We start from the raw sequence: 12879 nt of genomic DNA, 5'->3' as shown, positions 1-12879 counted from the left end.
CAGCAGCCTGTCATGACGACAGTATGCTGTCAATAAGGGGGGGCGAAAAGGGGCGACACCCTGCCCAGATAAGCGGCCGGGGCCATACAAGGTGGCCATGTCGGCTGCGGCCGGCGGTTCCCTACGCTGAGCCGCATGACCCCTCATGCCGACCCGCAGACCGGAGCTGCCGTCAAGGCGGCCGACCGCGCCCATGTGTTCCACTCCTGGTCAGCCCAGGGCCTGATCGACCCGCTCGCCGTCGCCGGCGCAGAGGGGTCCTACTTCTGGGACTACGACGGCAACCGCTACCTCGACTTCACCAGCGGTCTCGTCTACACCAACATCGGTTACCAGCACCCGAAGGTCGTCGCCGCGATCCAGGAGCAGGCCGGCAAACTCGCCACCTTCGCCCCCGCCTTCGCCGTGGAGGCGCGCTCGGAGGCGGCCCGGCTGATAGCCGAGCGCACCCCCGGCGACCTGGACAAGATCTTCTTCACCAACGGCGGCGCGGAGGCCGTGGAGAACGCGATCCGGATGGCCCGTCTGCACACGGGCCGTCCGAAGGTGCTCTCCGCCTACCGCTCGTACCACGGCGGCACGGCGACGGCGGTCAACATCACCGGCGACCCGCGCCGCTGGGCCAGCGACAACGGCACGGCCGGCGTCGTCCACTTCTGGGCGCCGTTCCTGTACCGGTCGCCCTTCTACTCCTCGACCGAGGCCGAGGAGTGCGCCCGCGCCCTGACGCACCTCGAGGACACCATCGCCTTCGAGGGCCCGCAGACGATCGCGGCGATCATCCTCGAGACGATCCCGGGCACGGCCGGCATCATGACGCCGCCCCCCGGCTATCTCGCGGGTGTCCGCGAGATCTGCGACCGGTACGGCATCGTGTTCGTCCTCGACGAGGTCATGGCGGGCTTCGGACGTACCGGCGCCTGGTTCGCCGCCGACCACTTCGATGTGGTGCCGGACCTGATCACCTTCGCCAAGGGCGTCAACTCGGGCTACGTGCCGCTCGGCGGCGTCGCGATCTCCGCCGAGATCGCCGCGACCTTCGACAAGCGCCCCTACCCCGGCGGACTCACCTACTCCGGCCACCCGCTGGCGTGCGCGGCGGCCGTCGCGACCATCCAGGTCATGGCGGACGAGAAGGTCGTCGAGAACGCGGCGGCCGTCGGGGAGACCGTGCTCGGACCGGGGCTGCGCGAGCTCGCGGAGCGCCACCCCTCGGTGGGCGAGGTGCGCGGCCTGGGTGTCTTCTGGGCCCTGGAACTGGTCCGTGACCGCGAGACCCGCGAGCCGCTGGTGCCCTACAACGCGTCCGGCGAGGCGAACGCGGCGATGGCGGCGTTCGGCGCGGCCTGCAAGAAGAACGGCCTGTGGCCCTTCATCAACATGAACCGCACGCACGCCGTCCCCGCGTGCAACGTGAGCGAGGCCGAGGCGAAGGAGGGCCTGGCCGCGCTGGACGCGGCGCTGTCGGTCGCCGACGAGTGGGTGGCCTGAGCGTCGCCCCTGCCGCCACCCCCTCGGCCGGCCGGTCATGTCCGGTCGAGGGGGCGGCGCCTCACCGTCCGCTTCAGGCGCCCGGTTCGACCTCGAGGAACCGCCGCTTCCTGGGGCCCCGGTAGAGCAGCCCCTCCCAGCCCAGCCCCGCCAGCACCTCGGCGCACGCCTTGAGGCGGTCCTCCTCTTCCTGGGCCGCCCCGCTGCCCGGCGGGCCGAGCCAATTGACGTACACCGTGTGCGGGCGCTCGCCGGGCCGGACGCGGTAGCCCGTGGCCGTGCGCCGCTCGTCGAGGACGGCGGAGGGCGGGAAGCCCGAGGCCTCCAGCGCCAGCGCCACCGCGCGGACCGTCCGCATCAGCTCCCACGGCGCGGGCACGGCCTCGCCGCCCGTGGTGTTCGTCACCCGCCGGATCTGGAGCAGCCCCTCGAACGCCGTCCGTACCTCCGCTGCCCTGCCCGGCCCTGACACCGGCGGGCCGTCGCCGGTGGCCGCCTCGAACGTCTCCCGCACCCGGATCTCGCCTCCCCTCCCGCTTTGGACCGTACGCCGCCCGCGTACCGGCCGTTTCACCCCTGGCCTATCGTGTCCGGGACCGAAGGCGAAGGAGAAGCCCACGATGCCCGGCTACGGCAGCGGCGGCAGTGGCGGGAACGGCAACGCGAGTGCCGTCACCCGCAGCACTCTGCGGCAACAGATCGCCGACGCGCTGCGTGACGAGGTGCTCGCGGGGCGGATGCAGCCGGGGCAGGAGTTCACCGTCAAGGAGATCGCCGACCAGTACGGCGTCTCGGCGACCCCCGTGCGCGAGGCCCTCGTCGACCTGTCCGCGCAGGGCCTCCTCGACTCCGACCAGCACCGCGGTTTCAAGGTGCACCGGTTCACCTTCGACGACTTCCGGACCATGGTCGAGACCCGGTCGCTGATCGTGGACGCGATCTTCGGCCACGTCGCGCGGAGCAGACCCTCGCCGCCGGCCCCGCAGGCCATGCTGTCCGTGCGCCGCCGGGCGGAGGAGGCCGCACGGGCGGCCCGCACCGGCGACCTGGACATCCTCATCGGCTACGACCTGCGCTTCTGGCGTGAACTCGGTGCGCTCGTCGCCAACCGCTACCTCTGCGACTTCCTGCACCGGCTGCGCGTGCAGGCCTGGGTCTTCTCCGTACCGTTCCTGCGCCTGGACCCGGAACTGCCCGCCCGGCTCTGGGGCGGCCACCAGGACATCGTCGAGGCGGTGGCCCGCGGCGACGCGGCAGGCGTCCGTGCCGAGATCCGGGCCTACGACGACCACGCACTGGTCTGGGCGGAACGCATGGAGCAGCGCGAGAGGCAGACGCGGCGCGAGGGGTGAGCGTGCCGCTGCCCGAAGCCGTACGGAAACTGCCGGGCCGGCCGGGGCAGAGGGCGGCCGGGGTGTGGGTATGGGTCGTGGGAGAGGAGTGACAAAGGGGTACCGGAACGTACCGAACCGTGTCGAACGGAACCCTTCGCGCGCCGCGCCGACGGCACTACGCTGTCCCGACCATCGTCGTTCTTCACGCTTTCTCCACCTGGAGCCGCCGTCCCCGCGTCCTCCCGCCCACGACCCTCCACCGCACCCCCGTGCCCGAACTGCTGAGAGCGAGCCCTCCCTTGGCCTGTGACCTGTGGCTGGTCCCCCTTGTCGACGTGCTGTGCCACAGCCCCGACAATCCCTTCGCCGAAGAGATCGCCGCCTACGACAAGGCGTTGACCGGCGCGGGCCTGCCGACGGTGCCCGTCTTCGCCTACATGCCGGGCCTGTCCGGCGACGTCGCGCCGGTCGCCGGCTTCGACTACGACGCGCTGCACTTCCTGCGGCGCGCCTATCTGCTGCAGCTGTGCGGGCTCGCGGTGACCCCGGTCGACGAACTGGGCGGAGACTACGAGCAGTTGCTGGAGATGTTCGAGTCGACGGCGCAGCAGTCGCACCTGGTGTGGCACTACGACCACGCCGGTGCCTACGTCCCGGTCGACTTCGCCAACCCGCTGTTCAACGACGAACTCCTCGAGGGCGGCGGGCCGTTGGGATCAACGCAGGGCCTGCTGCGCGAGCTGGAGTACGTGGCCCCCTCCATCGGCATCGACCCGGCGAACCCGCCGGCCGCGCCGGAACCGCCGGAGCGACCCACGGCGCTCGAGGAGCCGGCGGGGCCGATCCCGTACGACGAGAGTCCGTTCGCCCGTGAACGGCACGTGTGGCTGGGGCTGCACGCGGCGGCGACGCGAAGTCTCGGGCAGGGCTCGATGATCATCTTCAGCTGAGCGGCCATCCCAGGCCGAGCGGCCGTCCGCGCCCCCGCGGTCGGGACGCCGGACAGGTGCCCGACGGCGGTCGGGCACCTCGTTCCGGCAGGGCCTCGTTCCGGCACGGTCCCCGGTGCGGATGAGCAACCGCACCGGGAGGCCGTCGGCGAGACGTGCGTCAGCGCGGCGGCTCCGGAGGGCGCTGTCGCGGCATGTTCGGGCGGGAGGCGGGAGGGAGCGGGAAGCGGCCCTGGATGACGCCCGGGGCCGGATGGGCGTCCGTCACCGCGCGCGGCGGCGCCGAGTGCAGCCGCAGCGGCGCCGGACCGGGCCGGAAGTCCGTCATCCAGTCCGCGGTCTCCGAGCGGACCAGGTCGGAGACGTCCTCCGAGAAGCGGCGGAGCACGCCGAGGCAGCGCTCTGCCGCCTCGCTCGCCGTTCCCTCCGCCGGGCCCAGCACCTCGCGCACGCTCTCCGACGCCCAGTCGTACTGCAGCGCCTGGAGCCGGCGCTGCACCGCCTGCGCGGTGGCCACGTCCCGCATCCAGCCGGCTGTCAGCCCGAAGTACCGGTCGCATGCCAGGCACGCCGCCGCGAGGAGCAGTGAGACGTATCCCCAGGGCGCGGCCCTGACCAGGGTGCCGGTGAGGTCGAGCAGGGGCAGGGCGGAGCCGGCGACGACGCCGAGTGCCGTGCCCAGGCGCAGCAGACGCGCGGTCCGGCGCTTGCGGACCCGGTCGGAGAGGTACCAGTCCACGGTGCGCAGCGCGTCCGCCTCGACCCAGCGGTAGAGCTCGTCGAGGCGGGCCGCGGGCTCGCCCCAGTCCCCGAGGGGGAAGGGCCGCCCCGTCAGGTCACCCAGCGGCACCTCGCCGCCCTCCCCGCGGGCGGGCCCGCCGGGCTGCATCTCCGGCTGGCTCACCGGTGCACTCCTCTGCGCTCTGCTGACGACCAGGACCGACGACAGGACTGACGTGACCAGGACTGACGACCGACTCTGAACCATCAGGTCCGAAAAGGTGCTGAAAAGGTGCTGACGCTACACCGCGTGACGTACGAGGCGCGCATGCGTCCCAGTGCTGCGCAGGCCCCTTCATACCGCCGAATGGAGGGCTGTGGGCCCCCGATGCCCGGATTGCCGCCCACATGGGGGTCCTGGTCAGGTAAAGGAGCTCCGGAAACAGCCCCGCCGCTCACTCGAAAGAGTTGCCGGAAGCGGGTAGGGCACGCTGCTGGGCGAGCACGTAGGCTCAGGTGTACCGAAACGTACGGAGCGTTTGGACGTACGGGATTCCCAGTCGTCGACGAAGCCAGGAGTGACCGTGATCCCCGGTGGTGGCCAGCCCAACATGCAGCAGCTGCTCCAGCAGGCCCAGAAGATGCAGCAGGACCTGGCGAAGGCCCAGGAAGAGCTCGCGCAGACCGAGGTCGAGGGCCAGGCCGGCGGCGGGCTCGTGAAGGCGACCGTCACGGGCTCCGGCGAGCTCCGCGGCCTGGTCATCGACCCCAAGGCCGTGGACCCGGAGGACACCGAGACCCTGGCCGACCTCGTCGTGGCCGCCGTCCAGGCCGCCAACGAGAACGCGCAGCAGCTCCAGCAGGACAAGCTCGGCCCGCTCGCCCAGGGCCTGGGCGGCATGCCGGGCATGCCCTTCTGAGACGTCCGGAGATACGTCTCCCCTACCTCTCGGTCACCAACTACCGTAAGCAGCAAGCACTCCAAGGAGAGGCGTTCCGTTGTACGAAGGCGTGGTTCAGGACCTCATCGACGAACTGGGCAGGCTGCCCGGCGTCGGTCCCAAGAGCGCGCAGCGGATCGCCTTCCACATCCTCCAGACGGAGCCGGCCGACGTGCGCCGGCTCGCGCACGCCCTCCTCGAGGTCAAGGACAAGGTCCGCTTCTGCGCGGTCTGCGGGAACGTGGCCCAGCAGGAGCAGTGCAACATCTGCCGCGACCCGCGCCGCGACCCCTCGGTGATCTGTGTCGTCGAGGAGCCGAAGGACGTCGTCGCGATCGAGCGCACGCGTGAGTTCCGGGGGCGCTACCACGTCCTGGGCGGGGCCATCAGCCCCATCGAGGGTGTCGGCCCCGACGACCTGCGGATCCGTGAGCTGCTGGCCCGGCTCGCGGACGGCACCGTCACCGAGTTGATCCTGGCCACGGATCCCAACCTGGAGGGCGAGGCCACGGCTACGTACCTCGCCAGAATGATCAAGCCGATGGGTTTGAAGGTCACCAGGCTGGCCAGTGGACTCCCTGTCGGGGGAGACTTGGAATACGCCGACGAGGTCACGCTCGGGCGTGCCTTCGAGGGGAGACGACTGCTCGATGTCTGACGCCATGCTGCACGCCGTTGACCAGAACCCGGACGACTTCGCGGTTCAGATCGCCGACTCGATCGAGTCCTTCATCGTCGCCACGACCGAGGTGGCGAAGGGCGACGAACCGGACAGTGCGGTGCCGTTCCTGCTGCTCGAGGTCTCCCAGCTGCTGCTGACCGGCGGCCGCCTCGGCGCCCACGAGGACATCGTCCCGGACGAGCGGTACGAGCCGGACACCGGCCCGGACGCCGACGTCGACGACCTGCGCATGCGCTTCGCGACGATGCTCGACCCGGTGGACGTCTTCTCGGAGGTCTTCGACCCCTACGAGCCGCGCAAGGCGCCGGTCCCTTCGCGGATCTCCGACAGCCTCGCCGACATCGTCATGGACCTGCGCCACGGGCTCGCCCACTACCGGGCCGGCCGCACCACCGAGGCCCTGTGGTGGTGGCAGTTCTCGTACTTCTCCAACTGGGGGCCGACCGCCTCCGCGACCCTCCGGGCCCTCCAGTCCCTGGTCGCGCACGTCCGGCTCGACCAGCCGCTCGCCGAGCTCGACGGCCTCGACACGGACGAGGACCTGACCGAGGAGGCGCTGGCCGAGGAAGCGGGCCGGGTCATGGTCGAGGAGATCCTCGGGCCGCCGGAGCTGCGCCGGACCCACTGACCGGCCCACTGACCGGCCCACTGACCGGCCCACGGCCGGTCAGGGCCGGGGCGGCCGGATCCCGGCACCGGCGCGTGTGAGCCGGCCCACACTTCGCGTAGCTCCCCGCCCCTTGGGCAGTAGCCAGTCCGAACGGCCGCGGGCGCCCCTCCGGGACTTCCGGATGATCACCTGTTGAGCGGGACATCTCACCATGTGACATCACAGGGGCGATCCGCGGCCGCTCGATAGACTGAGCCGACCGCAGTATTGACTGCACAAGACCGAACGAGGAGCGCACGTGGGCCTTGTCGTGCAGAAGTACGGAGGCTCCTCCGTAGCCGATGCCGAAGGCATCAAGCGGGTCGCCAAGCGAATCGTCGATGCCAAGAAGAACGGCCACCAGGTGGTCGTCGTGGTGTCGGCGATGGGTGACACGACGGACGAGCTGATCGATCTCGCCGAGCAGGTATCCCCGATCCCTGCCGGGCGTGAGTTCGACATGCTGCTGACCGCAGGAGAGCGGATCTCCATGGCGCTGCTCGCCATGGCGATCAAGAACCTGGGCCACGAGGCCCAGTCGTTCACCGGCAGCCAGGCCGGCGTCATCACCGACTCGGTCCACAACAAAGCGCGCATCATCGATGTGACGCCGGGCCGGATCCGCACGGCGCTCGACGAGGGCAACATCGCCATCGTCGCCGGCTTCCAGGGTGTGTCCCAGGACAAGAAGGACATCACCACGCTCGGCCGGGGCGGGTCGGACACGACCGCCGTCGCCCTCGCCGCCGCGCTGGACGCCGAGGTCTGCGAGATCTACACCGACGTCGACGGTGTCTTCACCGCCGACCCGCGGGTCGTGAAGAAGGCCCGGAAGATCGACTGGATCTCCTCCGAGGACATGCTGGAGCTCGCCGCCTCCGGCTCCAAGGTGCTCCTGCACCGCTGCGTCGAGTACGCACGCCGATACAACATCCCGATCCACGTCCGCTCGTCCTTCTCGGGACTGCGAGGCACCTGGGTCAGCAACGAACCGCAAGGGGATCAGAAGGTGGAGCACGCCATCATCTCCGGAGTCGCCCACGACGTCTCCGAGGCGAAGATCACGGTCGTCGGGGTGCCGGACAAGCCGGGCGAGGCCGCGGCCATCTTCCGCACGATCGCGAACGCCGAGATCAACATCGACATGGTCGTCCAGAACGTCTCCGCGGCCACCACCGCGCTGACGGACATCTCCTTCACCCTCCCCAAGACGGACGGCCGCAAGGCCATGGACGCCCTGGAGAAGGCGAAGAGCTCGATCGGCTTCGACTCGCTGCGCTACGACGACCAGATCGGCAAGATCTCCCTGGTCGGCGCCGGTATGAAGACCAACCCGGGCGTCACCGCCTCGTTCTTCGAGGCGCTGTCGGACGCCGGGGTGAACATCGAGCTGATCTCGACCTCCGAGATCCGCATCTCTGTGGTCACCCGCGCCGACGACGTCAACGAGGCCGTCCGCGCCGTGCACAGCGCCTTCGGGCTCGACTCCGATTCCGACGAGGCGGTCGTCTACGGCGGCACCGGGCGATGAACCGCAAGCCGGCGCTCGCGGTCGTCGGTGCGACCGGAGCAGTCGGCGCGGTGATGCTCGAGATCCTTTCCCAGCACGCGGACGTCTGGGGCGAGATCAGACTCGCCGCCTCCCCGCGCTCGGCCGGCCGCAAGCTGGCCGTGCGCGGGGAGCAGTGCGAGGTCCTGTCGCTCGAGGAGAGCGTCTTCGACGGCATCGACGTCGCGCTCTTCCTGGTGCCGGGCGAGGTGTCGGAGCGCTGGGCGCCCGTCGCCGTGGCCAAGGGCGCGGTCGTCGTGGACGCGTCGCCGGCCTTCCGGGCGGACCCGGACGTCCCGCTGGTCGTGCCCGAGGTGAACCCGCATGCCGTGCGGGTGCGTCCGCGAGGCATCGTCGCCGGCCCGCACGACACCACGCTCGCCATGATCCCGGCCGTCGGCGCGCTGCACGCCGAGTTCGGGCTGCGGGAACTGGTCGTCTCGTCCTACCAGGCCGTCAGCGGCGCCGGACGTGACGCCGTGGCCGCTCTGCGCCAACAGCTGTCCATGGTCGCCGGCACGGAACTGGGCACCGGTCCCGGAGACGTACGGCGTGCCGTGGGCGACGACCTCGGGCCGTTCCCGGCTCCGATCGCCCTCAACGTGGTCCCCTGGACGGGCACGCTCGCCGACGACGGCTGGTCCACCGAAGAGCTCGGGCTGCGGGCGGAGACCCGCAAGATCCTCGATCTGCCGGGGCTGAAGGTCACGGCCACCTGCGTACGCGTGCCGGTGCTCACCACGCACTCGCTGTCGGTGCACGCGCGCTTCGAGAACGAGATCACCGTGGAGCGGGCGCACGAGGTCCTCGCGACCTCTCCCGGTGTGGTCCTCTACGACAACCCGGAGGCGGGCGACTTCCCCACGCCCGCGGACGTGGTGGGGACGGACCCGACATGGGTGGGGCGGGTGCGGCGCTCGCCGGACGACGCCTGCGGCCTCGAGATGTTCGTGTGCGGTGACAATCTCCGCAAAGGCGCGGCCCTGAACTCGGCGCAGATCGCGGAGGCCGTGGCCGCCGAGTACGGCTCAGGGGCGGGCGGCGGCAGGGGCGCCGGAACCATCTCGTAATCTCGTGGTCCCAGCAGTAAATACGACTCGATTCCGTGGTGGTCCTTTGTAGGATCTGTGGACGCCCTGTGAGGAAGTCGAAATCTGTACCACTTGGACTGGGGCATCGGCATGTTTGATAGTTCGCTTCTCCCTTACTGCAACCGGTAGTTGGGCGGGAAGCGTCTTTGTGGGCACCTCGGCGCGGTGCTGCAAAAAAATGGGGCATTGGGGAAGAGCGGTGCGCATGCGGACATTTGGTCCACCGTCAAAAGCGGTGGCGTACGCGTACAACCCTGGCGGGGGGAAGCGTGTCCAACTGGCGTGGCAGAGGTTCTCGACATCGCAAGGGTCCCGGTACGCGGCGCAGCAGTGCGACCGCTCCGCAGGCCCCGCCCAGCCGGCGGCATGCCGGTGATCGCTCCCATGCCCGCTTCGCGGACGTCCCGCGTCACGTCCCAGCGGCAGGGTGCTGACGACACCATGGCCACGGGCACCACCGTCGACCACCTCACCGAGACCTACCGCGCCCACTACCGGTCGCTGCTGGGTCTCGCCGCGCTGCTCCTCGACGACACGGCCTCCTGCGAGGACGTCGTCCAGGAGGCGTTCATCCGGGTCCACTCGGCGCGCAACCGAGTGCGTGACCCGGAGAAGACCCTCGCCTACCTGCGGCAGACCGTGGTCAACCTCTCGCGCTCCGCGCTGCGCAGGCGGATCCTCGGCCTCAAGCTGCTCTCCAAGCCCATGCCCGACATGGCGAGCGCCGAGGAAGGCGCGTACGACCAGCTGGAGCGGGACGCACTCATCAAGGCGATGCGCGGGCTTCAGCGGCGGCAGCGCGAAGTACTGGTGCTGCGATACTTCGCCGACATGACCGAGGCGCAGGTGGCGGAGACCCTCGGGGTCTCACTCGGCTCGGTGAAGGCGTACGGCTCACGGGGTATCGCGGCGCTGCGCGTCGCCATGGAGGCCACCAAATGAGCGGGCACGAACGCGAGCACGAACGCGAGCACGAACGCAGACACGAAAGCGGGCGCGAGCACCAAGGCAAGCGCGAACGAGAGCACGCACAGAGCTCTGGGCATTACGGGCCGGACGGGCCGTCTGACGACCGGACTGGGAACGAGATTGTGAACAACGGGCCGACCGATGACCTCGGCACGGAGATCGGGACCGACGAGGACGCGCTGCGGCGGCTGCTGCACGGCGTCGTGGAGGACATCCAGCCTTCCGCCGGCGCACTGGACCACCTGCGCCGGGCGGTACCGGCGCGGCGGGCCCGCAAGAGGCAGGCACTCGTCGGGGCGGCCGCGGCGGCACTGCTGATCGGCACCGCCGTCCCCGCCTTCGTCCACGTGGCGAACTCGAGCGGCAGCGACAGCGCGAACCCGGTCAACGCCGGGCACGGCGAGCAGGCACAGGGCGGCACGGGCAACGCCCCGGGCGTCACCGGCGGGGACAACGGCACCAAGGGGCCCACGCAGGGCACGGGCCCCGCGGTGCCGCCCGGTCAGAGCGCCGGAGCGAACCCGCCGGTCGCGCAGCCCACCGGCGGCGGGGACGGCGGCTCCGGCGCGGTCCAGCCGCCTGCCGTGGGCGAGGTGGAGACCTGCACGGCCGGTCAGCTGAGCGTCTCCACGGAGACGGGCGGACCGGACGGCGAGGGCAAGGTGTACGGCACCTTCCGCGTCACCAACGTCTCGAGCACCGACTGCATCATCGGGCGCTCCTCGATCGGCTTCCAGACGTCCGGCGCGGCCGACCAGACGCGGATCAGCGTGGTGCGTCACGTCGCGGGCGACGCGGCGGGCGGTCTGCCCGACCCGTCGCCGACGGAGACGGACGTGGCGGTCGCGATGGCGTCCGAGGCGTTCGCGATGAAGTTCGCCTGGGTCCCCTCCGACACCTGTCCGACCGTGCAACCCTCGCCCGACCCCTCACCCACGGAGGGCGAGGTCTCAGGGGGCGGCGGTGGCGGCGGTCAGGGCGGTGGCACCGGCGACAGCGGCGGCAGCGGCGAGAGCGCCGTCGAGCCCCAGCTCATGACGGAGGACGGCGTCAAGGAAGGCAGCGTGACGGTCACGTACTCGGCGCTGAGCGGCGGCGTGTACGGACAGTCGGTCGTCGCGAACGCGTGTGCCGGAACGATCTACCACACGGGTGTCCTGACGGACCAGTGACGGCCGCGCCGCGCGGGCGTGCGGGTTTCGCCCTGCGGGAGCGCGGGGAGCGGCGGGCCTGACCGGCGGGGACTGCTGGGCTGATCGCGTAAGCGCGGGTACGGCCGGGGTGGACCGCGGGGTCCGACGGTCCCCCGGGGCAGGACCGGGTGGACGGGCGGCGACTTGTACGCGACGCCACGGGCCGGGCCGGGTCGGCCGGCAGGCCAGGTCGGTGGGCCGGCCCGGGGCGGTGGGCAGGCTGCGCGCGCTGATGGACCGGTCGATGGCCCGGGGCCCGGGCCCACGGCGCACCGACGCACCGGGCGGTGGCCCGGGGGCTGTGCCCGGACGATCAGACAGCGCCCAGGGGTGTGCGGCCGGAACCGGACGGCGGTCCGGCGTCGTCAGACGGCGGCCCGGGCCGGCGGAGCCGGGGTGCGGCCGGAGCCGGGCGGCGGACCGGATCGTCGGGCCGTGACCCGGGGCGGGTGCCACGGACCGGGCCGGGCCCGAGTGCGGCCCGGAGCGTCAGCTCGCGGTCTCGGGGTCCAGGCCGAGCGAGCGGTCCCGCGCCGCCTCCGCCTCGCGGCGGACCAGGCGGAACCACATGAAGAGCACGAAGCCCGCGAAGACGAACCACTCGCCCGTGTAGCCCAGGTTCTGAAACGCCTTGAGGTCGAGGCCGCTGTTCTGCGGCGCGGACGCGGGCACGGGCGTCAGGCCGCTGTCCGCCTTCGACAGCGTGACCCACGCGTCGTACACGTCGTCCGGCACCAGGTTCACCAGTGACGCCGCGCTGATCATGCCCAGCTGCCCGGCGGGCAGACCGCCGGCCGTGTGCACGCCGTCGGTGCCCGTCGACTCGGAGGCCTGAAGGGCTCCCGTGACCGTGACCTCGCCCGCCGGAGCGGCCGGGGCCCGGCCCCCCTCGGGCATCCAGCCGCGGACCACGGGCAGCATCCGGCCGTTGTCCGTCTCCAGCAGCGTCAGCACGTACGAGCCGCGCCTGCCGTCGAGTTCACGCCCGGGTACGACGAACTGCTCGCCGTACCGGCCCGACGCCGTGGCCAGCCGGCCCGACGTCTCCTTGTCGACCGGTAGCAGCTCGTCCAGCGGTGCCGCCTGCTGCTGGTCCGCGTCCGGCTTCCGCTCCGCCTCACGGTGGGAGTCGACGCGGTCCTCGAACCTGCCCAGCTGCCACGAGCCCATGAAGATGCAGAACGGGATCGCCAGCAGGACGAAGACGTTGATCCCCCACCAGCGGGGCGTCAGCAGGAATCGGTACACCCCTCCACGGTACGGAACACCTCAGCCGTTCTTGGTGGCGGGGCCGCCGGCCGGGCCACCCA

At 71.3% G+C, this 12879-nt stretch carries 13 protein-coding genes; 10 read left to right on the top strand and 3 right to left on the bottom strand.

What is annotated here, in order from left to right; all coding sequences use genetic code 11:
- Window positions 1-135: 135 nt before the first annotated feature.
- Entirely contained in the window at window positions 136-1491 is a 1356-nt protein-coding gene (locus SPRI_RS17565) for an aspartate aminotransferase family protein (RefSeq protein ID WP_005314500.1), read from the top strand.
- Between the two features lie 73 nt (window positions 1492-1564).
- Here the strand turns inward: SPRI_RS17565 and SPRI_RS17560 are convergent, their stop codons facing one another.
- The gene (locus SPRI_RS17560; protein WP_234020393.1) at window positions 1565-2005 is read right to left on the bottom strand and encodes a hypothetical protein; all 441 of its coding nucleotides are present in this window, start codon (window positions 2003-2005) and stop codon (window positions 1565-1567) included.
- Between the two features lie 106 nt (window positions 2006-2111).
- On the opposite strand from SPRI_RS17560, the gene SPRI_RS17555 reads away from it, so the two are divergent.
- Together SPRI_RS17555 and SPRI_RS17550 are read left to right on the top strand one after the other, a co-directional pair.
- On the top strand, window positions 2112-2843 hold the full coding sequence (locus tag SPRI_RS17555; RefSeq protein ID WP_005314495.1) for a GntR family transcriptional regulator: 732 nt from the start codon (window positions 2112-2114) through the stop codon (window positions 2841-2843).
- 281 nt (window positions 2844-3124) lie between these two features.
- Window positions 3125-3775, top strand: a complete 651-nt coding sequence (locus SPRI_RS17550; protein ID WP_005314492.1) for a hypothetical protein — start codon at window positions 3125-3127, stop codon at window positions 3773-3775.
- Between the two features lie 160 nt (window positions 3776-3935).
- Here SPRI_RS17550 and SPRI_RS17545 read toward each other — a convergent pair whose 3' ends face one another.
- Window positions 3936-4679, bottom strand: coding sequence for an SLATT domain-containing protein (locus SPRI_RS17545; protein ID WP_005314489.1), 744 nt, complete (start codon window positions 4677-4679; stop codon window positions 3936-3938).
- A 400-nt stretch (window positions 4680-5079) separates the two neighbouring features.
- Here SPRI_RS17545 and SPRI_RS17540 point away from each other — a divergent pair, with 400 nt between their 5' ends.
- From SPRI_RS17540 to SPRI_RS17510, 7 genes are all read left to right on the top strand, one after another.
- Window positions 5080-5415 (top strand): YbaB/EbfC family nucleoid-associated protein, encoded by a 336-nt coding sequence (locus SPRI_RS17540; RefSeq protein ID WP_078535290.1) that lies wholly within the window; start codon window positions 5080-5082, stop codon window positions 5413-5415.
- 79 nt (window positions 5416-5494) lie between these two features.
- The gene (gene recR, locus SPRI_RS17535; RefSeq protein WP_005314484.1) at window positions 5495-6094 is read left to right on the top strand and encodes a recombination mediator RecR; all 600 of its coding nucleotides are present in this window, start codon (window positions 5495-5497) and stop codon (window positions 6092-6094) included.
- On the top strand, window positions 6087-6746 hold the full coding sequence (locus SPRI_RS17530) for a DUF5063 domain-containing protein (protein ID WP_005314481.1): 660 nt from the start codon (window positions 6087-6089) through the stop codon (window positions 6744-6746). The genes recR and SPRI_RS17530 overlap by 8 nt, the downstream gene beginning before the upstream one ends.
- Before the next feature lie 280 nt (window positions 6747-7026).
- Entirely contained in the window at window positions 7027-8298 is a 1272-nt protein-coding gene (locus SPRI_RS17525) for an aspartate kinase (RefSeq protein WP_005314479.1), read from the top strand.
- Complete coding sequence (locus SPRI_RS17520) at window positions 8295-9386, top strand: aspartate-semialdehyde dehydrogenase (RefSeq protein WP_005314478.1); 1092 nt, start codon at window positions 8295-8297, stop codon at window positions 9384-9386. The genes SPRI_RS17525 and SPRI_RS17520 overlap by 4 nt, the downstream gene beginning before the upstream one ends.
- A gap of 303 nt (window positions 9387-9689) precedes the next feature.
- On the top strand, window positions 9690-10349 hold the full coding sequence (locus SPRI_RS17515) for a SigE family RNA polymerase sigma factor (protein ID WP_078535289.1): 660 nt from the start codon (window positions 9690-9692) through the stop codon (window positions 10347-10349).
- Window positions 10350-10498: 149 nt separating this feature from the next.
- The gene (locus SPRI_RS17510; RefSeq protein WP_063805350.1) at window positions 10499-11548 is read left to right on the top strand and encodes a hypothetical protein; all 1050 of its coding nucleotides are present in this window, start codon (window positions 10499-10501) and stop codon (window positions 11546-11548) included.
- A 510-nt stretch (window positions 11549-12058) separates the two neighbouring features.
- Here the strand turns inward: SPRI_RS17510 and SPRI_RS17505 are convergent.
- Window positions 12059-12817: an SURF1 family protein gene (locus SPRI_RS17505; protein WP_005314475.1), complete on the bottom strand. Its 759-nt coding sequence runs from the start codon at window positions 12815-12817 to the stop codon at window positions 12059-12061.
- Window positions 12818-12879 lie beyond the last annotated feature (62 nt).

It is taken from the genome of Streptomyces pristinaespiralis, assembly GCF_001278075.1.
Lineage (GTDB): Bacteria > Actinomycetota > Actinomycetes > Streptomycetales > Streptomycetaceae > Streptomyces > Streptomyces pristinaespiralis.
Note: the sequence above shows the minus strand (reverse complement) of the source record. Positions and strands in the feature narration are given on the sequence as shown.

Bases quoted from the DNA above. Each gene is read 5' to 3' on its own strand.
- SPRI_RS17565 (WP_005314500.1), top strand. From the start codon at position 136: ATGACCCCTCATGCCGACCCGCAGACCGGAGCTGCCGTCAAGGCGGCC.
- SPRI_RS17555 (WP_005314495.1), top strand. From the start codon at position 2,112: ATGCCCGGCTACGGCAGCGGCGGCAGTGGCGGGAACGGCAACGCGAGT.
- SPRI_RS17530 (WP_005314481.1), top strand. From the start codon at position 6,087: ATGTCTGACGCCATGCTGCACGCCGTTGACCAGAACCCGGACGACTTC.
- SPRI_RS17520 (WP_005314478.1), top strand. From the start codon at position 8,295: ATGAACCGCAAGCCGGCGCTCGCGGTCGTCGGTGCGACCGGAGCAGTC.